At 65.6% G+C, this 21253-nt stretch carries 22 protein-coding genes; 8 read left to right on the top strand and 14 right to left on the bottom strand.

Annotation, left to right across the window (positions count from 1 at the left end):
* Window positions 1-88: 88 nt before the first annotated feature.
* From QZY44_RS29550 to QZY44_RS29530, 5 genes are all read right to left on the bottom strand, one after another.
* Window positions 89-415 (bottom strand): DUF4123 domain-containing protein, encoded by a 327-nt coding sequence (locus QZY44_RS29550; RefSeq protein ID WP_295456225.1) that lies wholly within the window; start codon window positions 413-415, stop codon window positions 89-91.
* Window positions 416-449: 34 nt separating this feature from the next.
* A complete protein-coding gene (locus QZY44_RS29545) occupies window positions 450-2588 on the bottom strand; it encodes a type VI secretion system tip protein VgrG (protein ID WP_295456224.1) in 2139 nt (712 codons plus the stop codon).
* A gap of 349 nt (window positions 2589-2937) precedes the next feature.
* Window positions 2938-3186: a YfhL family 4Fe-4S dicluster ferredoxin gene (locus tag QZY44_RS29540; RefSeq protein ID WP_295456223.1), complete on the bottom strand. Its 249-nt coding sequence runs from the start codon at window positions 3184-3186 to the stop codon at window positions 2938-2940.
* Between the two features lie 179 nt (window positions 3187-3365).
* Entirely contained in the window at window positions 3366-3842 is a 477-nt protein-coding gene (gene coaD, locus QZY44_RS29535; RefSeq protein WP_295456222.1) for a pantetheine-phosphate adenylyltransferase, read from the bottom strand.
* A 123-nt stretch (window positions 3843-3965) separates the two neighbouring features.
* Window positions 3966-4391, bottom strand: coding sequence for a hypothetical protein (locus QZY44_RS29530; protein ID WP_295456221.1), 426 nt, complete (start codon window positions 4389-4391; stop codon window positions 3966-3968).
* Window positions 4392-4466: 75 nt separating this feature from the next.
* On the opposite strand from QZY44_RS29530, the gene QZY44_RS29525 reads away from it, so the two are divergent.
* Together QZY44_RS29525 and QZY44_RS29520 are read left to right on the top strand one after the other, a co-directional pair.
* Complete coding sequence (locus QZY44_RS29525) at window positions 4467-5651, top strand: glycosyltransferase (RefSeq protein ID WP_295456220.1); 1185 nt, start codon at window positions 4467-4469, stop codon at window positions 5649-5651.
* Window positions 5652-5721: 70 nt separating this feature from the next.
* Window positions 5722-6510 carry a metallophosphoesterase gene (locus QZY44_RS29520; RefSeq protein WP_295456219.1) on the top strand — a complete coding sequence of 263 codons (789 nt, stop codon included), beginning with the start codon at window positions 5722-5724 and terminating at the stop codon, window positions 6508-6510.
* Between the two features lie 10 nt (window positions 6511-6520).
* Here the strand turns inward: QZY44_RS29520 and dcd are convergent, their stop codons facing one another.
* Window positions 6521-7087, bottom strand: a complete 567-nt coding sequence (dcd, locus tag QZY44_RS29515; RefSeq protein ID WP_295456218.1) for a dCTP deaminase — start codon at window positions 7085-7087, stop codon at window positions 6521-6523.
* Window positions 7088-7180: 93 nt separating this feature from the next.
* Window positions 7181-8134, bottom strand: a complete 954-nt coding sequence (locus QZY44_RS29510) for a GNAT family N-acetyltransferase (protein WP_295456217.1) — start codon at window positions 8132-8134, stop codon at window positions 7181-7183.
* A gap of 259 nt (window positions 8135-8393) precedes the next feature.
* On the opposite strand from QZY44_RS29510, the gene bioA reads away from it, so the two are divergent.
* Window positions 8394-9680, top strand: coding sequence for an adenosylmethionine--8-amino-7-oxononanoate transaminase (gene bioA, locus QZY44_RS29505; RefSeq protein ID WP_295456216.1), 1287 nt, complete (start codon window positions 8394-8396; stop codon window positions 9678-9680).
* Window positions 9681-9699: 19 nt separating this feature from the next.
* On the opposite strand, the gene QZY44_RS29500 is transcribed toward bioA, so the two are convergent.
* From QZY44_RS29500 to QZY44_RS29485, 4 genes are all read right to left on the bottom strand, one after another.
* Entirely contained in the window at window positions 9700-9891 is a 192-nt protein-coding gene (locus QZY44_RS29500; protein ID WP_295456215.1) for a hypothetical protein, read from the bottom strand.
* Between the two features lie 34 nt (window positions 9892-9925).
* Complete coding sequence (locus QZY44_RS29495; RefSeq protein ID WP_295456214.1) at window positions 9926-11596, bottom strand: EAL domain-containing protein; 1671 nt, start codon at window positions 11594-11596, stop codon at window positions 9926-9928.
* 3 nt (window positions 11597-11599) lie between these two features.
* Window positions 11600-12160 (bottom strand): L,D-transpeptidase family protein, encoded by a 561-nt coding sequence (locus tag QZY44_RS29490; protein WP_295456213.1) that lies wholly within the window; start codon window positions 12158-12160, stop codon window positions 11600-11602.
* 290 nt (window positions 12161-12450) lie between these two features.
* The gene (locus QZY44_RS29485; RefSeq protein ID WP_295456212.1) at window positions 12451-13887 is read right to left on the bottom strand and encodes a transglycosylase SLT domain-containing protein; all 1437 of its coding nucleotides are present in this window, start codon (window positions 13885-13887) and stop codon (window positions 12451-12453) included.
* Between the two features lie 312 nt (window positions 13888-14199).
* On the opposite strand from QZY44_RS29485, the gene QZY44_RS29480 reads away from it, so the two are divergent.
* The 3 genes from QZY44_RS29480 to dnaQ all read left to right on the top strand — a co-directional run bounded on the left by QZY44_RS29480 (window position 14200) and on the right by dnaQ (window position 16257).
* Window positions 14200-14991, top strand: coding sequence for a class I SAM-dependent methyltransferase (locus QZY44_RS29480; RefSeq protein WP_295456211.1), 792 nt, complete (start codon window positions 14200-14202; stop codon window positions 14989-14991).
* Between the two features lie 25 nt (window positions 14992-15016).
* Window positions 15017-15448, top strand: a complete 432-nt coding sequence (gene rnhA / locus QZY44_RS29475) for a ribonuclease HI (RefSeq protein WP_295456210.1) — start codon at window positions 15017-15019, stop codon at window positions 15446-15448.
* Window positions 15449-15528: 80 nt separating this feature from the next.
* A complete protein-coding gene (gene dnaQ, locus QZY44_RS29470) occupies window positions 15529-16257 on the top strand; it encodes a DNA polymerase III subunit epsilon (RefSeq protein ID WP_295456209.1) in 729 nt (242 codons plus the stop codon).
* Between the two features lie 76 nt (window positions 16258-16333).
* Here the strand turns inward: dnaQ and nadA are convergent, their stop codons facing one another.
* Entirely contained in the window at window positions 16334-17392 is a 1059-nt protein-coding gene (gene nadA / locus QZY44_RS29465) for a quinolinate synthase NadA (protein ID WP_295456208.1), read from the bottom strand.
* Between the two features lie 219 nt (window positions 17393-17611).
* Here nadA and QZY44_RS29460 point away from each other — a divergent pair, with 219 nt between their 5' ends.
* Window positions 17612-17911, top strand: a complete 300-nt coding sequence (locus QZY44_RS29460; RefSeq protein WP_295456207.1) for a hypothetical protein — start codon at window positions 17612-17614, stop codon at window positions 17909-17911.
* Window positions 17912-18058: 147 nt separating this feature from the next.
* On the opposite strand, the gene QZY44_RS29455 is transcribed toward QZY44_RS29460, so the two are convergent.
* Both QZY44_RS29455 and QZY44_RS29450 read right to left on the bottom strand, forming a co-directional pair.
* Window positions 18059-18787 carry a c-type cytochrome gene (locus tag QZY44_RS29455; protein ID WP_295456226.1) on the bottom strand — a complete coding sequence of 243 codons (729 nt, stop codon included), beginning with the start codon at window positions 18785-18787 and terminating at the stop codon, window positions 18059-18061.
* Window positions 18788-19728: 941 nt separating this feature from the next.
* On the bottom strand, window positions 19729-20283 hold the full coding sequence (locus QZY44_RS29450; RefSeq protein ID WP_295456206.1) for a Smr/MutS family protein: 555 nt from the start codon (window positions 20281-20283) through the stop codon (window positions 19729-19731).
* Window positions 20284-20615: 332 nt separating this feature from the next.
* Here QZY44_RS29450 and surE point away from each other — a divergent pair.
* On the top strand, window positions 20616-21253 hold a 638-nt coding region (gene surE / locus QZY44_RS29445), incomplete at its 3' end, for a 5'/3'-nucleotidase SurE (protein ID WP_295456205.1).

The raw sequence follows: 21253 nt of genomic DNA, 5'->3' as shown, positions 1-21253 counted from the left end.
GTGGAGGAACGCAGGTTCAATGTCAAGCTAGTGGAGATCGAGAAGCCACAGATGAACATCCTCGCGGGAGTGCAGCCTTCGTACTTCTCTACGGTGTTCCCCGAGGAAGTCTGGTCCACGGGGCTATCGCGCAGGATTGTGATGGTTTTTTCTTCCGAGGAAAACCGGTCGCGGTGATAGGTGGAGGCAGTACCGCGATGATGGGGGAGTCAGCGTCCAGTTCGACCAGATAGGGAGCGACCTGGGCCAGCTCCGGTTCCAACTCGCCGCGAAACAGCGAGACATTGACCAACTGTTGGTCGGCGAGGACCGCCGGCAGATTCTGGATCGCGGCTCCATCAAGCACCGCATAAAGCCGGCGGTGTTGCTCGGAGAGGCTGCGCTGCAAGTGCTGCACCTGGGTTTGGTCGATCAAGTTCCGGCACCTATCGACGGGGGCGTGAATAGCTTCAGGTCTTGCATTGACAACCCTCCGGACAACAGGACTCGTCGCATATCTCGACGAGTGCGTTCTCGTTGGCATGGGCTTCACGCATCATCTGTGCCTGCGCCTGGGCCGGTGTCTCGGGGATCGCCTTGACCGTGGGCAGCGCAGGCGCCGTGCTCGTCGGCGCCGTCCGTCCCGTCGCCTCTGAGACCTTACCCGGTTCCGACTTATCCGCCTCCGTGGGCACCTTGGGCGCGTCCGGCGAGCACCCGGCCCCCGACCCCGCCGATCCTCCGCTATTGATCAGCGTCGGCGTCCCGGAAATAGTCACCCCCGCCGGTCCGACGACGATGAATCCGCCGCCGGCCTTGAGCGTGACGCTCATGCCGGCCTCGATGACGACGTTCATGCCGCCCTTTAAGTGAATCTCCTGCCCGGCGTCCATGCCGATCTTGCTCCCGACCTTCTGTTGCAGGTCCATGCCGGCCTTCAGCGACACGGTTCCATCGACCTTCTCGTTCTGGTCGCCGCTGACGGTCAGGTGCTTGTCGCCCTTGACCTGCTCGAGCTGGTCGGTGGTGACGATCAGGTGACGCTCGTTGCCGATCCACTCGAAGGCGTCGTGCTTCACCCGCACGTCCTCATTCTTCTCGGCGTGGAAGAACAACTGCTCCGAGCCCTTCTTGTCCTCCATCCGGATCTCATTGAAGCCGCCGCGGCCCTTGCTGGAACTGCTCTTGAGGGTGAGCTTGGTCGCCTCCCCCGGCAGGGCATAGGGCGGCATGCCATCGCCGTTGTAGACGCGCCCGGTGACGATCGGCTGGTCCGGGTCGCCTTCCAGGAAGTCGACGATGACCTCAGTGCCAATGCGCGGGATCATCATGCCGCCCCAGCCCTTGCCGGCCCAGACTTGGGCGACCCGCACCCAGCAGGAGCTCTTCTCGTCGGCCTGGCTGTAACGGTCCCAGTGGAACTGCACCTTGACCCGGCCGTATTGGTCGGTCCAGATCTCCTCGCCGGACTTGCCGACCACGATGGCGGTTTGGGGGCCCTGGACGATCGGCTTGGCGGTGCGGCGCGGCGGCCGGTAAGGAACGGCGGCGTCCATGGCGGTCAGGCTGCAGGCAAAGGTTGGTCCCAAGGGTGCCGCATCGACCGAGCCGAAGTCGTCGGATTGCAGCCGGTAGTTCGCCGCGATGATGAGATATTCGCGGTTCTGGTCGGCCCGCGGGTGCTCCTTGAGCGTGAAGACCCCGCCGCAGGTCAGGCCCCGGGCATTGCCGGACGCCCGCACGATCTCGTAGTCGGCCTGACACTCCTCCAGCCGGATGCGGGCATAGCCCTCGCCGTCGCCGGTTTCGGTGTAATCGCCCTGGTAGTCGAAGACCTCAAGGCTGGCGAGTGCGTGGTCTTTGGGGGTGCTGTTGCGCGCGAGCAGGTCCTTGCGCGGGGCGGTGAAGTCGAAGGCCGTGTGGGCAAAGGCGCCCGGACGGACCTCGTGGTCCAGGCTCCAGGTGTGGATGCGCTCCAGGTCTTGGGGTCCGGTCCGGCCCGGGGGGTAGTAGCTGATCTGCGCGTAGCCCGGTGTCGGGGAGTGGGCGCAGCCGCTGTCCGCGAGCACCAGGGTGTGTTTGCCGTCGGTGTGCTCGTGAAAGTAGTAGATGCCCTCGTGCTCGAGCAGACGCTGGACGAAGTCGAGATCCGTCTCGCGGTACTGGACGCAGTAGGTCCACTGGCGATAGGTACCGGAGAGGCACTCTTTGAAGTCGGTGAAGCCATGCTCGCGGAAGACCGCCTTGACGATATCCGGGACTGTCTGGTCCTGATAGATCCGGCAGTCGGCGGCGCGCGACAGGAACCAGAGCCAGGGGACCAGGACGGCGCGATAGTGGACCAAGGTCCCCTCGCAGCCCACCTGGGAGAAGCGCTTGAAGTACCCGTTGAAAAAGCGCCGCTCCCCCGACGGCAACAGCAGGGCCACGGTGGCCGGGGTGCCGAGTAGGGCGCCCGCGCTGATGTCGATCCGCTCGCTCAGGAGCGCGAGCTCGTACTCGAAGGGTTGGCTGAGCTGTTCGGCGGCGGTCATGCCCGCCAGCAACAGCGCGTCCGGGCCAAGCACCGTGTTGACCGAGATGACCCGAGTGGCTTGAGTGGCGCCCATGGCATGTCCGTGCGTGCGGGAGTGAAGGCCTCAGCAACAGTCCATCAGGCGGAGTCCAGGGAAGCCGGGTGGCTCAACGCGGACGCGTGAATGGACGCGGAAAATATATGCTCTTCTCCTAGTACGGGCAAGCGCGATCTGGGAGCGCGTGGCCGGCCTGCTCGCCGCAGTCAAGGGTTTTAGATTGGTCACCCATCACCCAGACTGAAGCCTGGGACTTCCGTGGTGCGATCGGACACAAAAACGCCCCGGCGCGCCCCGCGGCGCCCCCGGTGGAGACGATCGAGATCGTCTCCACCGGGGGTACTGACACCGCCCATGCGGCGGCGCTCCCGGCGGGCCGCCGGGATCAGCCCGCAGTGATCCGTTCGAACTTGGCCTGCAGTTGCTCAGGCGTCTCCTCGTGGGCCGGGTCCTTCTGGATGCAGTCCACCGGGCACACCTCCTGGCACTGGGAGGTCTCGTAGTGGCCGACGCACTCGGTGCACAGGTCCGGGTTGATCACATAGGTCTCGTCGCCCTGGGAAATGGCGCCGTTCGGGCACTCGGGTTCGCAGACGTCACAGTTGATGCATTCGTCGGTGATGATCAAAGCCATGAGAAGACTCCTCTAGGTCAGAAGCACTTAAGAGCGCTTGATGGTTGTTGAGTGGCGTGGTGGAAAAATCGTCGGCGCTGGAGCGGGTAGCCTGGCGGTGGGCCACGGGAGGCACTTGTGCGCAAACGCTGACAAAGCGTGTTGCCGAGGTGTTCCGGCGGCGTGCCGATCCGCAGATGTTATCCAAACCGTTCGCGTAATGCAGCCTGTACACTGGGGGCGACAAAGGGCGAGACATCGCCGCGCAGCCGGGCGATCTCGCGTACCAGCGAGGACGAAATATAGGAATACTGTTCCGCGGGGGTCAGGAACAGGGTCTCAATGTCCGGTGCCATGCGGCGGTTCATGCCGGCCAGCTGGAATTCATACTCGAAGTCCGAGACTGCCCGCAGGCCGCGCATGATCACTCCGACCTCCAGTTGGCGCGCGAAGTTGACCAGTAGCCCGCTGAAGGAGACGACCTCCACGCGCGGCTGACCGTCCAGTACCTCGTTGACCAGGGCGAGGCGCTCCGCGGTCGTGAAGGTCGGGGCCTTGCCGGTATCGGCCGCCACCGCCACCACCACCCGGTCAAAGAGCCGGGCGGCCCGCACGATCAGGTCGGCATGGCCGTTGGTGATGGGATCGAAGGTCCCGGGATAGACCACACTGCGCACGACTCGTCAACTCCGGATAAAAGGACCGGTGCGCCCGGGGCCGCAACCGTAAACGGAGGCACACGATAGCACAGGCGGACCCTCCAGCGCATGGCAGGCGAAGGGTGCTGCGGCCCCGCGGGGTCAATCGGCCTTTTCTTTGGCGCCCTTGCCCTTGCTCCGGCTCAGTGAGCGCACGAGATTCATGCTGGCGCTGAAAAAATCGTCGCCCGGGCGGGTCTGGCAGCGGGCGCGAATGCTGTTGAGTGCGGCGTCCAGTTCGGCACCGCCCAGGACGTCGGCTGCGGTCGCCAGGTTGAGGCCGGTGATGAGCCCGGCGAGCCACTCGCGATAGCGCAGATACTCGGTGCTGCCGACCGCGGCCGGCGCATTGTCGCCGGGGGCGGCGGCCAGGAAATCACGGCAGGGCTTGACGCCATAGCCCCAGACGGCCGGGCCGGCGGTGGCCCCAACCATGGTCAGGCCGAGCGCCAGTGCCAGGGCGGCACGGCCGGGGGCGGCGCGCTGCACGCGTCGGGATGTGTGGGTAGAGGGTGGCACAGGGGGCATGTCATCATTCCTTCAAGACGGGTGCGGGGCAAGACGGTAATATCGAGAGTTTACCCATGATCGGGGCGTCCCTCCATGCGCGTGCTGATGATCTCCGACGTGTATTTCCCAAGGGTGAACGGGGTCTCGACCTCGGTCCAGACCTTTGCCCGCGAGTTTGTGGAGCAGGGGCACTCGGTGACCCTGATCGCGCCGGACTATGGACGCTCTGTGCCCGAGCCCTTCGAGGTCCTGCGCATCCCGTCGCGGGCGCTGCCCGTTGACCCGGAGGATCGTCTCCTGCGGGTGCGCGCGCTGCGGCGACACCGGGCGGATCTCGCGACGCGTGGTTTTGATCTGGTGCATATCCATACCCCCTTCGTCGCCCACTACAGCGGCGTCGCCCTGGCGCGGCGGCTCGGCGTGCCGACGGTGGAAAGCTATCACACCTTCTTCGAGCAATACCTGGACAAATATGTCCCGCTCATCCCGGCCGCCTGGCTGAGATTCGCCGCCCGGCGCTTCTCTGCCGCCCAATGCAACGACGTGGACGCCTTGGTGGCCCCATCCCAGGCCATGCTGCGCGTGCTGCAGCGCTACGGGGTGACGACCCCCGCCGCCGTCATCCCCACCGGGATCAAGCTGGATCAGTTCGGTCGGGGGGATGGGGCGGCGTTCCGCGCCCGGCACGGCATCCCGGCGCAGCGCCCGGTGCTGGTGCATGTGGGCCGGCTCGCCTTTGAGAAAAATGTCGACTTCCTGCTGCGTGTGCTGGCGCGGGTCAAGCGGCAAGTCCCGGCCGTGCTCCTGGTGGTGGCGGGCGAGGGCCCGGCGCGGCGCGACCTCCAGCACCAGGCGCACGCCCTGGGGCTCGCGCAGAACACCCTGTTCGTCGGCTATTTGGAGCGAGACGGTGCACTGGAGGACTGTTATCGGGCAGGTGACGCCTTCATCTTTGCCTCGAACACCGAGACCCAAGGCCTGGTGCTGCTGGAGGCCCTGGCACTGGGCGTGCCGGTGGTCTCCACCGCGGTGATGGGAACCGCCGAGGTGTTGGTGGATGGGTGTGGGTGCCTGATTGCCCCGGAAGAGGAGCAGGCCTTTGCCGACCTGGTGGTGCGGGTGCTCGCGGACCCGCACCAGCGCGCCGCCCTGAGTCGGGCGGGCACGGCCTATGCGCAAGCCTGGTCTGCACCCGCGATGGCGCAGCGGTTGCTGGCGTTCTATGCGACCATCGTCGCGCGAGGAGCTCCGCCGTCTGGCCCACGTCACGTTCGCTAGTCTGGCTCGCGCAGCTGTACCCGCCGCAGCTCCCCCCTCAACTGTCCGTAACCTGACGCAGTACAATCCCGTGTCGCCTGTCGTACGCCTTGATCTTGCTTCTCACCCGGGTCGCGTGTTCGTGCTCGGCGACCTGCACGGTATGGCCCACGCGTTCGCATCGCTCCTGGCGCGTGCCGGCTTTGACACGGAGTGCGATCTGGTCTGGTCCCTGGGCGACCTGATCGACCGGGGGCCCTACTCTGAGCGGTGTCTCGCGCTCTTGGAGCAACCCTGGTTTCGGGCCATCCGCGGCAACCACGAGCAGCTCATGCTCGATGCCGTCGAGGACCAAGGGGCCTGGCTTCAATGGATGGCCAACGGTGGGGACTGGTCGCCTGGCTATCCCTGGGATGCCCCGCAGGTGCGCTCCCGGCTCGCCGCCCTGCCATGGGCCTGTCAACTGACCACCGGGGTGGGGCGGATCGGCTTGATTCACGCGGATGTGGCCCCGGCCCATGACTGGCCGCAATGGCTCGCGGCCCTGGAGCAGGATCGGGGTGAGGCGCGTCAGACCGCCCTCTGGTCGCGGCGTAGCGCCAACCAGGCCGCGCGTGGATTGCCTGGACGGCAGGTGTGCGGGGTCGATCTCGTGCTGGTTGGTCACAGCATCGTGACCAAATGCCTGCAATGGGGCAATTTTTGGTTCATGGACACGGGCGCTGTGATCAGCGATGGTCGCAGCGCGGCACTCTCCATGTTGGAGGTCCATCCCGGACTCAAACTCTGGTCGGAGCCCACCGCTCAAGATCCCGTGGCCTCCCGCTGGTGGTCGGGGCAGCTGGAACGGACGTCGGCAGCCTTGGCGCGAGCCTCGTGAGAAATCCCGGTTAAGACTTCGGCAGGGTCACCCCGCGCTGGCCCTGATACTTGCCGGCGCGATCCCGATACGACGTCTCGCAGACCTCGTCGGACTCGAAAAACAGGATTTGGGCCACCCCTTCGTTAGCGTAGATCTTGGCGGGCAGGGTGGTGGTGTTGGAGAACTCCAAGGTGACGTGCCCTTCCCATTCCGGTTCCAATGGGGTTACGTTCACTATAATACCGCATCTTGCGTAGGTCGATTTTCCCAAACAGATGACCAAAACATTGCGCGGGATGCGGAAATACTCCACGGTCCGTGCCAGGGCAAAGGAGTTGGGGGGGATGATGCAGACGTCGGACTTCAGGTCCACGAAGCTGTTGGAGTCGAAATTTTTGGGGTCGACGATCGCCGAGTTGATGTTGGTGAAAATCTTGAACTCATCGGCACAGCGCACATCGTAGCCGTAGCTGGAGGTGCCGTAGGAGATCATGCGTCCGTTCTCGCCCTCGCGCACCTGCCCCGGCTCAAAGGGCTCGATCATGCCGTGTTCGGCTGCCATGCGGCGGATCCAGCGGTCGGACTTGATGGTCATGGAGGTTGCTCGTGCGGGCCAAAGCCCATCAGGATACATCGGCAGGTGCCTGGCGGGCAAAGGTCGCCGCTAACTCGGCGTGAGGTAGGCGGGCTAGCACGCTTCCCACGAGGGATAGACCAGGCCGGGAATACGCGGGGTGTCGACCGCAAACCCGCAATGGCGGGCATAGGCCTCGAAGACGGTGATCTTGTACGCCAGTCCCTCCGGCATGCCCGTGTCGGACCAGTGATAGCGATGCTCCCACTCCCGCGCGCCCCGGATCAACGGCCAACCGGAGACGGCGAGCCACAGGGCGAAGGTCGGTGCCGGCGCCCCCCGGGGTTCGGCGTCGGCACCTTGCCCGGCGCCGGGGGGCTCCTCCCAGACCAGAGTGTCGCCCCGGCGCCGGGCCGAGATCAGCGTCGCTGAGTCTGTCGCGGCACCCAGGATGAAGTCCATCCGGGTCCCGTCGGCCCAGATCCGGTACCGCGGGTCCGCAAAATGCCGCACCAGACTCAAGCCCCGATTCCAATTGGCGACCCAGAACCCGTGCCGCAGATAGAACCGCACCGCACCTTGCCAGAGCCACTGCGTTTCCAGGCGGATACCGCCCAGGCCCAGGTGCCGTGCGATGCCCTCCAGCACGGCCATGATCAAGGTGCCATTGCCGCCTCGGCGCTCTTCCCGGAACAGATACAGGCTCGCCACCCACAGGCTGGGCTCGCCCCACCCGAGGCTGCGAACCGTCACCGCGACCGTACCCAGGCGCCGCCCACTGATTGCCACCCAATAGGGGCGATAGCCCAACAGGTCATTGGGGTCCCCTGGAGCCTCGCCGCTGGCCAGTCCCCGCGCCGTCCACTCACGCAGTGCATCGTCTCTCAGTGAGCGGGGGTCCGGTGCCCCGGTGAATCGGTACTCAAGATAGGTGCAGAGCTCGCAGGCCCGCCAGAGGTGACGTTCGGCAACACTGGTCCGCTCCACGGGTTGGAGTAGCGGTACCTGCGCAATGAACGCTACCAGCTCGGCGATGAGCGAGTCGGCCAGATCGTCTGCGGTGCCCACGATGGTACTCCGGCAGGGGGGCGGGTGAAGGGTATTGCTCATCGTCCTGACCAGCCCACTGCGGTGTGCGTGGACGAAGCTCAGGACCTGAGCCCAATTCAGGTATTGCTCATCGTCCTGACCAGCCCACTGCGGTGTGGCTGGGCCGCTAACAAGGTCCGCTGCGCGTCCCGATGACCGGCGTGGGCGATGATCAAGCAGGTGCCAAGCATAACCCGGATAATGAGCCTTTTCCCGTACCGCAATGCCCGAGTGCCTCATGGACATCGACCACGTCCTCGCCATCGACCAGGCCCACGCCTGGCATCCCTACAGCTCCACCGTCGACCGTGACCCGGTCTATCCGGTGCGCTCCGCTCACGGGTGTCGACTGCACCTGATGGACGGGCGCACGTTGCTCGACGGCATGTCCTCCTGGTGGTGTGCGATCCATGGATATAACCATCCGGTGCTGAACCGGGCGGTGCAGCATCAACTCGGGTCCATGGCGCATGTGATGTTCGGGGGGCTGACCCATGAGCCGGCCGCGCGCCTGGTCCAGAACCTGGTAGACCTGACCCCGGAGCCGCTGCGGCACGTCTTTCTGTGCGACTCGGGATCGGTCGCCGTGGAGGTGGCGATCAAGATGGCCATCCAGTTCTGGCAGACTCAGGGGCAGCCAAGGCGCCACCGGCTGATGACGGTGCGCGGTGGTTATCATGGGGACACCTTCCATGCCATGTCGGTCTGTGACCCGGACTCCGGGATGCACCGTCTGTGGCGGGCGGTGCTGCCGCAACAGGTCTTCGCCCCGGTCCCCAGCAGCCGCTTCGGTGAGCCCTGGGAACCGCACGCTATCGCCGCCTTCGCCGACCTGATCGCGCACCATCGCGACGAACTGGCGGCCGTGATCCTGGAACCCATCGTGCAGGGCGCCGGGGGCATGCGGTTTTACTCGGCGGACTATCTGCGGGCGGTCCGGGCGTTGTGTGACCGGCATGAGGTCCTGCTGATCGCCGACGAGATCGCCACCGGATTCGGCCGCACCGGGACCCTGTTCGCCTGTGCCCAGGCCGGCATCAGCCCCGATCTCATGACCGTCGGCAAGGCGCTGACCGGCGGCTATCTGACCCTCGCCGCGACGCTGGCCACCGAGCGTGTGGCGGCGGGGATCGCGGCTGGCGATCCGGGGGTCTTCATGCACGGCCCGACCTTCATGGCCAACCCGCTGGCCTGCGCGGTGGCCAATGCCAGTATCGAGCTGCTGCTCGCGACCGACTGGCAGGGTCAGATCGCGCGGATCGAAACCGGCCTGAAGGCCGGGCTTGCCCCGGCCCGCGGCCGGCCCGGCGTGCTGGACGTGCGCGTCCTGGGCGCAATCGGTGTGGTCGAGCTGTGCTCGCCGGTGCCCATGCGCGAGACACAACGGCGGTTAGTCGAGCTGGGGGTCTGGGTCAGGCCCTTCGGGCGCCTGATCTATCTGATGCCGCCCTATGTGATCGATGAGCCTGACCTGGCGGCCCTCTGTCGGGCCGTGGTGCAGGTGGTCGGGGAGCGCGAAGGCTGAGAGTGCGTCGGGTGGCTGCTCAAAAGGTCCGTACCGCCAGCACCAGTAGGATGACCAGCAGCACCACGGCGCCTAAAGGCAGCAGGGCGGCGAGCCAATCGTCGGTTCCGGCCTTGATATCGCGGGCCTGCCACTGTTTGTAGGCCGGCCACAAGCGCACCAGCAGCAGCACCAGCATGGCCGCCACCGCGATCTTCAGAAACAGTTCCATCAACTCACCTCCGAACACTGGATCGTCAATTCAATTAACCGACCACGACCTCATCCCAGTCGAAGACCGGCTCGACCAGCGGCGGCTGGATCAGCGTGCCCTGGGCATAGTCGATGCCGCTGGTCCAGACCGGCCCGATCAGGGCAGGATCGTCAATGCCGGCGGCGATGACCTCCGCCGCCCCCTTTTCGCGCAGGCGGCGCACCAGGACGTTGAGGCGCTCCGGTTTGGACTGGCGCACCGTATCGATGGCGAGTCGCACCATGGCCGGCTGCAGTTGCGCCACCAGGTCGAAGGCGACCGGCGTCTGGTCCACATCCAGCAGGCAGACCTTGATCTCCACTGCCCGCAGCATTTTCGCCAATGTCATGGCGACCCCTCGGTGTTCAAACAGGTTGCTGATCGCCAAACCCAGGACGATCGCCTGCGGCGCCAGGCCAAGTGCGACCAGTCGGTCGCGCAGTGCGAGCACCGAGCGCGGCACGGTCAGTGTTTCCAGGTGTTGGCTGATCAGTAGTGCAAGGTCGGGTTGCTCCCGTGACTGCTGCGCGATGACCGCCAGCGCCCGCTCCATGACCCAATGGTCGATCGCGACGGCGCGCCCGGTGCGCTCGGCGATCGGGAGGAAGTCCCACGACGGAACCAGGGAGCCATCCGGCTCGGTCAGTCGCAGCAGGACCTCCAGGCAGTGTCGCACCTGGGGTCCGACGGCCACCAGTGGCTGGTAAAAGAGCCGGAAGCCGTGGTCCGGGGTGCTGTCGGCGAGGGCCAGCTCGATCAGCTTGTCGATGCGTTGTTCATGCAAGATGTCCCCGGGACCGGGGTTGCTCGGTTGGTAGTCCGCAATGCGGTCGCCGCCGCCGCGTTGCGCCTCGGCGCATGCCTTCTCGGCACGGGAGATGAGGTTGAAACGGCGGCGCAAGGCAACGCTGGAGTCGATGCGCTGGGTTACGGTTTTCACTAGGAGGTCCGGGCGGATCGGCTTGGTGATGAAGGCGTCACCGCCCATACTCAGGGCATCGAGCTGCCGCCCGGGGTCGCGCTCAACCGAGAGGAACAGGATGGGCAGCGCCTGATACTGGTCGTGCTCACGGATGATGGTCGCCAATTCACCCCCGTTGGCCGCGGGCATGTTGAGATCCATCAGGACGAGATGGGGTTGAAAGGCCGCTAATATTTCCAGGATTCTCAGAGGATCGGTCAGGACCCGTACCTGGAACCCGGCCGCCGTCAGGATGCGTTCAGCCAGCAGTGCCTGCATGGCATCATCGTCCACCACCAGCACCCGGCGGACCATTCCGGGCGGCGGTTGGCACGTCGACACCAGGGTTGCCAACAGCTCGTCGGTCGCCACCGGGGCCACGAAGTAGGCCGCCGCATTGGCCCGTAGGGCTTGGAGACGCGGGCCGATGTCTTTGGTTGCGGCGATGATCACCAGGTGCGGTGCCTGGATGCCTGCTTCGGCGAGGGCGTCAAGCCAGGTCTTGAGGGTCTGGCCGGGCGCGAGCAGGGTCATGTCCAAGATCAGCGACTGGTACTTGAACTCCGGTCGCACCGAGGCTTGCCCATCGCGGTCGTCGGCACTGAACAATGCGATCCCCTGCGCGGCCAGCAAGGGCGCGATGCGCGCGGGTAGATCCGGGTCAGCGCCGAGATACAGTACACTCGGGTTGGTGGATTCAGCGATGTCGTGATGATCGTGCATGGGTCAGGGCAGGATCTCGACCGGGGTCCCCGCGGTCGTGAGTGACCAGATCTCGTCGATCTCCGGATCGGACACCGCGATGCATCCGAAGGTCCAATCGCCGGAGCGCTTCTCGGTCGCCCGATTGGGTTGGCCGTGAATCATGATCAGGCCGCCCGGATCGACCCCTTGTGCCTGCGCCCGCAGGCGGTCGGCCGCGCTCGGATAGGAGATCTGCAGCGCCTTGCGGTACTGGCTGTGGTCGTTGCGTCGGTCGATATAGTAACGCCCTTCCGGGGTACGCCCGTCGCCTTGGTGGCGCTTGTGGCCCGTCGGCTGGAGGCCGAGGGCGATCTTGTAGGTGCGCCATGGCGTGTTGCCGCGCATCAGATAGAGGCGTCGCTGCGCCTTCTTGACGACAATCCGATCGGCGAGCTGTGGTCCGTCCCCACGGTCGGCCGGTGCCGGTGCGCTCGTCGGCGCTGATTGAGGTGCCCTGCTCAACCAGGGCAAGGAGAATGCGCGCGCACCGAGCGGGACGCTGACGGCGCCAAGCAGGAGCAGCAAGCGGCAGAAATTATTCATATTTACAATATAGTTACAAAAGAAAGCTCAACTTCCTTCTATTCTAGTCGCCGACCACACGCGGCGCTACTCCCACTGTTCGCAGGTGCTCGCAGGCACCTCACGGACGCCGCCGCGGTGCTGAACCAAAGTTCCTAACTGCGCGAATTCTCTGAAATACAAGCTCTGCGGTGACCGTCGTGCCGGAACCGCGCACCCATTGCGCCTCTCCCTCTGGGAGAGGCGCTCAGGCAACGGTCATGGCATCGCAACCCGGGGTGGCAGGGACGCACTCGTCGGCGCCGGGGCTGCTACAGAGACGCGAACGCGGGGGTGCGCCGATAGATGCGGATCACGGCACCGTGGTGCAGTTCGTTGGCCGCCACCGGGTTCCAGCGGACCAGGTCATCGACGGTGACGTTGTAGCGGCGGGCGATGTCGCGCAACGAGTCGCCCCGGTGGACGCGGTGGGTGACCAGGTTGGCGGCCGTCATGTCGCCGCCGACCGTGGCACGGTCCGTGCCGGGAACGCGCAGACTCTGGCCAGGTAACAGGGGCTCGCGGGTCTGCATGGCATTCGCGTCGGCCAGTTCTTTCAGGTCCACCCCGCGGGCGCGGGCGATGGCGGCCAGGGTATCGCCCCCTTTGACCTTATAAACCGTATAGACCGTGCCCTCGGGCTTGACCTTGCGCGGCGGCTCGGCTGGTTGGACCGCGGCGGGGAGCATCATCGGCGCCATGACCCGCGACTGCGGCAGTGCGGCGGTGACCCGTGAGCCGGTTCCTGCCGGGACCACCAGTTGGCCCGGACCCACTGGGGACGTCTGTCCACGCTTCAGCCCGGCATTGAGTGTCTGTAGCTGTGCCAGTCCGACCCCGCTGGCCTGGGCTACCCGCGCCAAGTCCACCGGCCGGTCCGTGCGCACCACCTCCAATTGGGGTGCACTGGGCACCGGCGGCAGACGGACCCCGTTTTGGCTTGGCTCTGCCACCAGGCGGGCGGCCGCCAGGATCTGGGGTACGTAATTCTGGGTTTCGGCCGGCAGGCTCAGAGACCAAAAATCGGTCGGCAGACCGCGTGCGCGGTTGGCCGCTTGGGCCGACTCCACCCGGGCCGGGCCGCAGTTGTAGGCGGCCATCGCGAGTTCCCAATTGCCGCCCAGGCGCCGCTGGAGTTGCTGGAGATAATCCATGGCCGCACGGGTCGAGGCCATGACGTCGCGCCGTTCGTCCTGCCAGGCGTCCTGGCGCAGGCCCATTTCGCGCCCAGTGTAGGGCATGAACTGCCACATGCCGGCGGCCGCCACCGGGGAGGTGGCCGCTGGGTTGTAGCGGCTTTCGATGTGGGGCAGCAGGGCCAGTTCGGCCGGCAGGCCGCGCCGTTGGATCTCGGCCATCACCACATGGAGATAGGGTTTCGCCCGTTCAGAGAGCTTCAACATGAATTGTGGGTCGCGGCGGAAGGTGCTGACCTTCTCATCAATGCGGCCGCTGGCATGGAGATTGAGCTTCATGTCGGCACGCACACGCGTCCACAGATCGCCAGACGATCCCGCGGTACCGCCACGCCGCGCCGCGCCCGAGGGCCGGACATAGCCATATTCGCGGGCGGAGACCTGGTTGCCGTAGTCGTCCACATCGGCAAAATTACGGGTCTGTTTGGATGCACAGCCGGAAACGGCCAGAACAGCGAGAAAAAGGGGAAGACGCGCGCCGCGATGGCGGGCTGTGGGTGTAGACGATAGCATTGAACCCCCGAAGCCAAGTGTAAGTGCTTGGTTTTGTTAGTTTCTCACGGCTTATATGGGTATGATACGCAAAGCGGCGGCGCATTACCAGACCTATGGCGCCGATCGGTGGCGCCGATGCCGAGCCGAGTAGGGTCGGTGGGGGCACTGGGACAGGGCGCCGATTACTGGTTACCATGGGGTCTACAGCAGGCGCCCGGGCGCAGGTGCGCGGTGGCCGGCGCCGGTCTCCCAGGGGCGATGGAGCGGGGCGGATGCGCGCGCTTGCGGGACTTGAGCTTCCCGCCTCGCCCAAGAAAATGAGGCACTTGAATGACCGCTTGCACCGGCCCGGGCTCCCCCCTCGCAGGGCTTGAACACTGGTACCGCACGCCTCTGGGGCGGGACGTCGCGGCACGGGAGGCGGACTGCCTCACGCAATTGCTCCACGACACGTTCGGCTACTATCTGGTCCAAGTCGGCCTCGGCGACTGCTTCCGGGAGGTTTTGGCGGCGAGTCGGCTGCGCCATCGGGTGCTGTTGCCGGGCGAGCCACCCACCGGAGCGCATGGCCCCGCGGTCGTGGGGGACCCGGCCGCGCTGCCGGTGGCCGCCGACGCCGTCGACGTGGTGCTCTTGCCGCACACCCTTGACTTCGTGGCGGACCCGCGAAAGGTGCTGCGGGAGGTGGAGCGTGTGCTGATCCCGGAGGGGCATGTCATCATCCTGGGGTTCAATGCGCTGAGCCCGTGGGGGCTGATGCGCCTGTTGTATCGCTACCGAGGGCGCGCCCCCTGGTGCGGACGGTTTCTGACCACCTACCGGGTCGAGGACTGGTTGTCGCTCTTGGGGTTCGATGTGGAGGTGCGCCAGCACCTCATGTTCAGGCCGCCGCTGCGCGGGGTCCAAGGTCCGCGGTTCGCGGTGTTCGATGCCCTTGGGCGGGGGCTGTGGCCGGCCTTGGGGGGGGTCTATGTGATTAAGGCGGTGAAGCGCGTATCAACCCTGACCCCGTTGCGGCCCTCTTGGAGTGCCCGCCGCGCATTGCTCGCGGGCGGGGCGATCGAACCGAGTACCCGCCGCGGCGCTCCGGGTGTCCGCCGCAGTGGTCGTCCGAGCGCTTAATTTGGATGTATGAGTGGAGAGGGCGATGTCTGATTGTGTTCTGGCCTTTACCGATGGTGCCTGCAAGGGCAATCCGGGTCCCGGGGGATGGGGGGTCCTGCTGCGCTGGGGTGAGGTTGAGAAAGAGTTGTGCGGCGGTGAATCGCAGACGACCAACAACCGCATGGAGATCATGGCCGTGATTGCCGCACTGGAGGCGCTCAAGGCGCCCACCTGCATTGAGGTCACCACCGATTCCCAATACGTCAAGCGCGGTGTGACTGAATGGATGACACGCTGGAAGCGCAACGGCTGGCTTACCGCCGAGCGCAAGCCGGTCAAGAACCGCGACCTGTGGGAGCGGCTGGACGTGGCAATCGGCCCCCACCAGGTCCGTTGGCACTGGGTGAGAGGACACACCGGCCACGCCGAGAACGAGCGTGTCGACCAGCTGGCCAATCGGGGTATTCCCCGCTGAAGGGGGTACCTGGTCCCACTGGATGAGGACGAAGGCCGCACGTGAGCGTGCGGCGAATCATTTTTGGTTGGGTTGAGTTTATGCGCCAGATCGTCCTGGATACTGAGACTACCGGGCTTGACCCGCGCGAGGGCCACCGTCTGATTGAGATCGGGTGTATCGAGCTGATCGATCGCCGGCTCACCCGCAACAATTTTCACCAATACCTGCAGCCCGACCGTGAGATCGACGCCGAGGCGGTGGAGGTCCATGGGATCACGAACGAATTTCTGCGTGACAAGCCCCGCTTTGCCGAGATCGCCGAGGCCTTCCTGGACTATGTGACGGGGGCCGAACTGATCATCCACAACGCCGCTTTCGACTGCGGTTTTATCGACCACGAACTCGGGCGGTGGCGCAACGGCGCGGCACGCATTGGCAGTCTGTGCGCGGTGACCGACACCTTGGTGATGGCGCGTCGGCTTCACCCCGGTCAGCGTAACAGTCTGGACGCACTGTGCAAACGCTACAGCGTGGACAACTCGCACCGGGATCTGCACGGCGCGCTGCTCGACGCCGAGATCCTGGCAGACGTCTATCTGGCGATGACCGGCGGGCAGGTGGTCATGCACTTGGGCGGGGAGCCGGCCTCGGAGTCCGGGGGGCGCAAGGCGGTGACTGAGCGCGGTCGCCTCGACCCGGACCGCCCGCGGCTGCGGGTGGTCCCGGCCGATGCCCAAGCCCAGGCCGCCCACGCCGCGCGGCTCGCCGCTATCGCCAAGGCCAGTCCGGATGGGTGCGCCTGGCTCAAGTTGGAGTCGGCGGGGTAGGCTCCGCGGTTCTCGTAACACCGCTGGGCGGTATTACTCCTGTGTCAGGCGCCCGGCGCCGCGGCCGGCCAATGCCTCAGCGGCGGCCGCTCGCCGGGGCCTGGGCACGCGCGAAGTCCAGCATGCGCCGGATCGGTATGACTGCGCGCACGCCCAGCGACTGCTCGATATGGACCTCCTGATCCTGCCGGCGCAGGGCCTGCTCCAGGCTTTGCAGTGAATTCATGGCCATCCAGGGGCAGTGGGCGCAGCTCTCGCAGGTCGCGCCCTCGCCGGCGGTGGGCGCGGCGATCAGGGTCTTGTGGGGGGCCAGCTGGTGCATCTTCCAGAAGATACCCTCGTCGGTGGCGATGATGAATTCCTGGTTCGGCATCTCCACCACAGCCCGAATCAACTGCGTGGTGGAGCCTACCACGTCGGCCTGATCGACGACCGCGTCGGGGGACTCCGGGTGGACCAGCACCGCCGCCTGCGGGTGCAGCCGCCGCACCCGCTCCAGGGCGAACGACTTGAACTCCTCGTGGACGACGCCGGCGCCGTCCCACAGCAGCATATCGGCACCGGTCATGCGCTCGATGTAGTGCCCCAGGTGCTTATCCGGTGCCCACACGACCTTCTGCCCTTGCGCTTTCAAGTGCTTGACGATCGGCAGCGCGATGCTGGAGGTGACCACCCAGTCGGCGCGCGCCTTCACCCGCGCGCTGGTGTTGGCATAGACCACCACGGTGTGGTCCGGGTGGGCGTCGCAGAAGGCGGAGAAGGCCTCCGCCGGACACCCTTCATCCAAAGAGCAGGTGGCCCGCAGGTCCGGCATCAGCACGCGTTTCTCAGGGTTCAGGATCTTCGCCGTCTCCCCCATGAAGCGCACCCCGCAGACCACCAGGGTGCGGGCGTCGCTCGCCGCGCCGAAGCGGGCCATTTCCAGTGAATCGGCCACGCAGCCGCCGGTCTCCTCGGCCAGGGCCTGGAGATCGGGATCGGTGTAGTAGTGTGCAACCAGGACGGCCTGCTGTTCGGTCAGCAGTGTCTTGATCCGCGTCGTCAGCTGCGCTTTCTCGTCCGCGGTCAAGGCCGGCCACTGGGGGTGGGGCGGGACCTGGACCGGGGGGGCTGCGAGGGTGGGGGGGGTGCTCATGTTCGTGCTCCGCGGGTGCCGGCCGGGCCGGCATTGGTATCTGCACATTATGCACCGACATTAGCTCCCGACTCAGCCCCGGCCTGGGGGCGACCCCGCCCGTCAGTGGTTCGGACCGCGTAGACCGCGGACCCCGCCCGGGCGGATAATGTGGATTCCGGCCGTGGCCGGACCTAGGGTTACCCAACCCGAATTTATCTCCAAGAGGATCTGAAGATCATGCTGACAAAAGAAGAGTATCTGGCGAAAATGAAGGCCCAACTCGACGAGTGGCAGGTCGATCTGGAGGCCCTGGGCGCCAAGGCCGGGGAGGTCTCGGACGACGCCAAGGCCAAGGTTCATGAGCAGATTGCCGAGCTGCGGGCCAAGTGGGACGAGGGTCATGCCCGGCGCGAGGAAATCACGAATGCCGCGGACGAGAAGTGGGAGGAACTCAAGGACGATGCCGAGGTGAAGTGGGAGGAGTTCAAGGTTGGCGTCAAGGATTCCATTGAGCGGGTCAAGTCCTACTTCAGTTGATCGTCCGGCCTGGGCGAAAGCGGTCCGCACTGTGCCCGCTCCCGAGGCAGGGAGAGGGCAGCGGTGCGGACCGCCCACTCAACACTCCTGGCTTCGCCCTTGGCCAGCGTCTTTGATTCTTTCGTAACGCTGGTCGCGGGGCGTCTGTCAAGGCAGCGATTGGACATAAAGGGCAACGTCACGCATCTCCTCGGGACTCATATCGCGGGTAATCTGTCGCATTGGCGTGCCCGGGCGAGTGATGTTTTCCTTGTATTCTCCGAGCGCCTTTTCGGTATAGGCACTGTGCTGCGATGCTAGGCGTGGAAATGCGCGCAATCCCTGGGCTTGCGGGCCATGGCAGAAACCGCAAGGGAGCACTTTCTTCCCTGGTATCCCATTCTCGAAGATTTGTCGACCCAATTCGAGCCGGGGCCGATCTGCGTCGCTAATCGGGTTTGAGCTCGGCGACTGTCGGGTAAAGTGGTCCGCCAAGGCATCGATCTGTCCAGCGGTCAGCGGGCTCGCAATACCCCACATATAGTCGCGGGCACCCTGGCCGCTGCGAGTATGCTTCTGGAAAGCAATCAGCTGATTGGCCAGATAAGCTTGCTGCTGGCCGGCGAGTCGTGGAAAGTGCGATAAGGTGGAATTGCCATCGTTGGCATGGCAGTTCGCGCATACGTGCTTGGTAGTGATCGCCGGATCGACATCGGGGTTAAGATATTTTGCACAGTCCGCGCTGCTCACGACGATGGTCTCTAGCGGCGGATTGCAATTCAACTCCTGTTGTGCCTCGGTGTGGGCTTGTCTCAATTCCTCAACACGCTTCGCCGCAAGCTGCTGAGCGGCCTCGAGTGGAGTCTCGGCCTGACCCGGGCCGCATAGCAAAAGCACGGCCAAGATGCTACCGGCTCGGAGCAATCGGGATTTCATAGGGGTTGGCATCATCAAAGGGATTTCGGGCTCCGATACGATAACATTATCTTAAGTGCCGCATTGTTGCAATCATCAGCAGGATTTGGGGGCTAGCGGCGAGACCGCGACCGTCGTCCCGGTTCCCGCGGTGCGTCGGTCGGCCGTCAGTCCGACCGACTGGAAGCGCGGCCCCCAGTGTGGCCAGATCTCTGCGCAACCAGAAGGGACAGGGTGAGGGCGGCGCGCCGCCTCGGTTCGGGTTGAGCGCTGAGACACAGAGTGCATACGAGGTGTCTTCGCCCGCCATCCGCTGCCCGCCACTTGGCCCGTGGGCGGCTTGCAGCGGGACGGTTTCGGCCAAGTGCGGTTAAGTTAAGCCGGTCGACCGACCTAAAGTGGTGCGCGAAAAAAAGTACCGCCAGGACCTCGGGGCGCTCCTGCACGCCTTTACGCGTCGCGACCGCCACCATCACAGCCTGATCCGACAACGGCGCCCCAGCATCGCGCAGAACCTCCAAGACCAGTTGAAGCGCCTTCTCTGCGACCTCCCAGGCCGTAAGGGGCTGTGCCCCCGGCGTTATGCCGGGGTGACGTTCAGTGAGATTGTGAAAGTATTCGCAGTGTGCCCGGATGGAGCGCGAGCGGAATCCGGGTGCGGTCACGCAGGTAAAGCAAAGATCGGTGGCTTACCGCAGAGCCCTGGATTCCGCTGCGGCTGCATCCAGGCTAAGGGAAACCGCTGCGTGGAATACTTGCCCAATCTCAGTGCGGGCCGGCCCATCCGCAGAAGGCGATGCCGGAACCGCTTGCGAGATCGTGCCGTACTGGGGTGCGGCGCTCCCAGTGGCCGGATTGATGATCAAGGCTCTTTTCGGTCAACGGGACGACTGAGCGCATGGCCTGCCAGACCAAGATTCCGCTCACCCCTTGGCCGCCTCGCGCTTGGCCTTATTGGGATTACGCAGCAACACATAAGCAGCTCCGGTGCCGCCGTCGCGGCGGGTGGCGGAGCAGAAGGCCAGGACCTCGGCGTGCAGCCGCAGCCAATAGTTGACCTTTTGCTTGAGCACCGGCTGCTGATCGGGTGAGCGGGTGCCTTTGCCGTGGATGATGCGGGCGCAGCGCACGCGGCGATGGCCGCATTCGATCAGGAAGTCCGCCAGGACGCGGCGGGCGACGGTAATGGACAGTCCGTGCAAGTCTACCTCCAGCCCGACCGCGATGGCCCCGCGCTGGAGGTCGGAGAGCACCCGCTGTTGCAGCCCCGGGCGGGCGTAGAGCAGGAACTCGTGGGTCTGGACGGCGGCCTCGGACAGGGTGGCCCCGCCGTCCTCGGGTAGTTCCGGCGCGCGCGGGCGGGGGATGGGCGGGGGGCGTTTGCGCACGGGCTCGGCGTAGTCGTGCTGGAGCGGCAGGGCGTTCTGGACCTCTGCGCGAAACAGGTCAAGATCGGCCGGGTCGACTGGCTTTTTCATGGGGTTGTGCGCCTTCAGGCGGGGTTGCTCGGCGCTGGGCCTTAGTTCCCCTGGATCTGCTGTCATAAAGGCATGGGTCAACGACAATATAGGTAGGCACGCAGTGTCGTGCCGGGACGCGGGTTGCCATCAGTGGCCCTGGACTCCGGCGTCCCGGCCGGCATGACGGAGCGCTGTCACCGCCTGCTGGGCGCTAGCCTGGTCGGGAGTATAACCGCGGCCCGCTGCGCGGCGTCCGGTGACCGCACCCGGCGGCGGGGTGTCCGCGGCGAGGCTTTCCAGTATCATCCACGGGCCTTTCCCCTGTCTGTTCCACTGTGGGCGCCGGTCGTATGAAGATACTGGTCAGCAATGACGACGGTTATCAGTCCCCGGGGCTGCTCGCCCTGGCGGCAGGGCTCGCGCGCCTGGGTGAGGTGACGGTGGTGGCCCCGGACCGTGACCGCAGCGGGGCCAGCAACTCACTGACCCTGGACGTTCCGCTGCACGCCATGCGCATGACCAACGGCTTCATTCGGGTCGACGGGACCCCGACGGACTGTGTCCATCTGGCGATCACCGGGTTGCTGGAGGTGGAACCCGACATCGTGGTCGCCGGGGTCAATCACGGGGTGAATTTGGGCGACGATTGTCTCTATTCCGGGACCGTCGCGGCGGCCACCGAGGGGCGTTTTCTCGGGCTCCCGGCGATTGCAGTCTCCATCGATTCACGCGAGCCGCGCCACCTGGACACCGCCGTGCGGGTCGCCTGTGGGCTGGTGGAGCGCCTGTGTGTGGCGCCGCTGGACTCTGACCTGATTCTCAACGTGAATGTCCCGGACCTGCCCTATTCAGAACTCAAAGGGTTCGCGGCGACGCGGTTGGGCCATCGCCACAAGGCGGAGGCCGTGGTGGCGGGCAAGGATCCGCGCGGTCGAACCATCTATTGGGTCGGCCCGGCGGGGCCCGAACAGGATGCGGGACCGGGGAC

It is taken from the genome of uncultured Thiodictyon sp., from assembly GCA_903837595.1.
Taxonomy (GTDB): domain Bacteria; phylum Pseudomonadota; class Gammaproteobacteria; order Chromatiales; family Chromatiaceae; genus Thiodictyon.
Note: the sequence above shows the minus strand (reverse complement) of the source record. Positions and strands in the feature narration are given on the sequence as shown.

Excerpts from the sequence above, each read along its gene's own strand:
- QZY44_RS29545 (WP_295456224.1), bottom strand. The coding sequence starts at position 2,588 with ATGGGCGCCACTCAAGCCACTCGGGTCATCTCGGTCAACACGGTGCTT.
- QZY44_RS29540 (WP_295456223.1), bottom strand. The coding sequence starts at position 3,186 with ATGGCTTTGATCATCACCGACGAATGCATCAACTGTGACGTCTGCGAA.
- QZY44_RS29530 (WP_295456221.1), bottom strand. The coding sequence starts at position 4,391 with ATGCCCCCTGTGCCACCCTCTACCCACACATCCCGACGCGTGCAGCGC.
- QZY44_RS29525 (WP_295456220.1), top strand. The coding sequence starts at position 4,467 with ATGCGCGTGCTGATGATCTCCGACGTGTATTTCCCAAGGGTGAACGGG.
- dcd (WP_295456218.1), bottom strand. The coding sequence starts at position 7,087 with ATGACCATCAAGTCCGACCGCTGGATCCGCCGCATGGCAGCCGAACAC.
- bioA (WP_295456216.1), top strand. The coding sequence starts at position 8,394 with ATGGACATCGACCACGTCCTCGCCATCGACCAGGCCCACGCCTGGCAT.
- QZY44_RS29500 (WP_295456215.1), bottom strand. The coding sequence starts at position 9,891 with ATGGAACTGTTTCTGAAGATCGCGGTGGCGGCCATGCTGGTGCTGCTG.
- QZY44_RS29495 (WP_295456214.1), bottom strand. The coding sequence starts at position 11,596 with ATGCACGATCATCACGACATCGCTGAATCCACCAACCCGAGTGTACTG.
- QZY44_RS29490 (WP_295456213.1), bottom strand. The coding sequence starts at position 12,160 with ATGAATAATTTCTGCCGCTTGCTGCTCCTGCTTGGCGCCGTCAGCGTC.
- QZY44_RS29485 (WP_295456212.1), bottom strand. The coding sequence starts at position 13,887 with ATGCTATCGTCTACACCCACAGCCCGCCATCGCGGCGCGCGTCTTCCC.
- QZY44_RS29480 (WP_295456211.1), top strand. The coding sequence starts at position 14,200 with ATGACCGCTTGCACCGGCCCGGGCTCCCCCCTCGCAGGGCTTGAACAC.
- rnhA (WP_295456210.1), top strand. The coding sequence starts at position 15,017 with ATGTCTGATTGTGTTCTGGCCTTTACCGATGGTGCCTGCAAGGGCAAT.
- dnaQ (WP_295456209.1), top strand. The coding sequence starts at position 15,529 with ATGCGCCAGATCGTCCTGGATACTGAGACTACCGGGCTTGACCCGCGC.
- nadA (WP_295456208.1), bottom strand. The coding sequence starts at position 17,392 with ATGAGCACCCCCCCCACCCTCGCAGCCCCCCCGGTCCAGGTCCCGCCC.
- QZY44_RS29460 (WP_295456207.1), top strand. The coding sequence starts at position 17,612 with ATGCTGACAAAAGAAGAGTATCTGGCGAAAATGAAGGCCCAACTCGAC.
- QZY44_RS29450 (WP_295456206.1), bottom strand. The coding sequence starts at position 20,283 with ATGAAAAAGCCAGTCGACCCGGCCGATCTTGACCTGTTTCGCGCAGAG.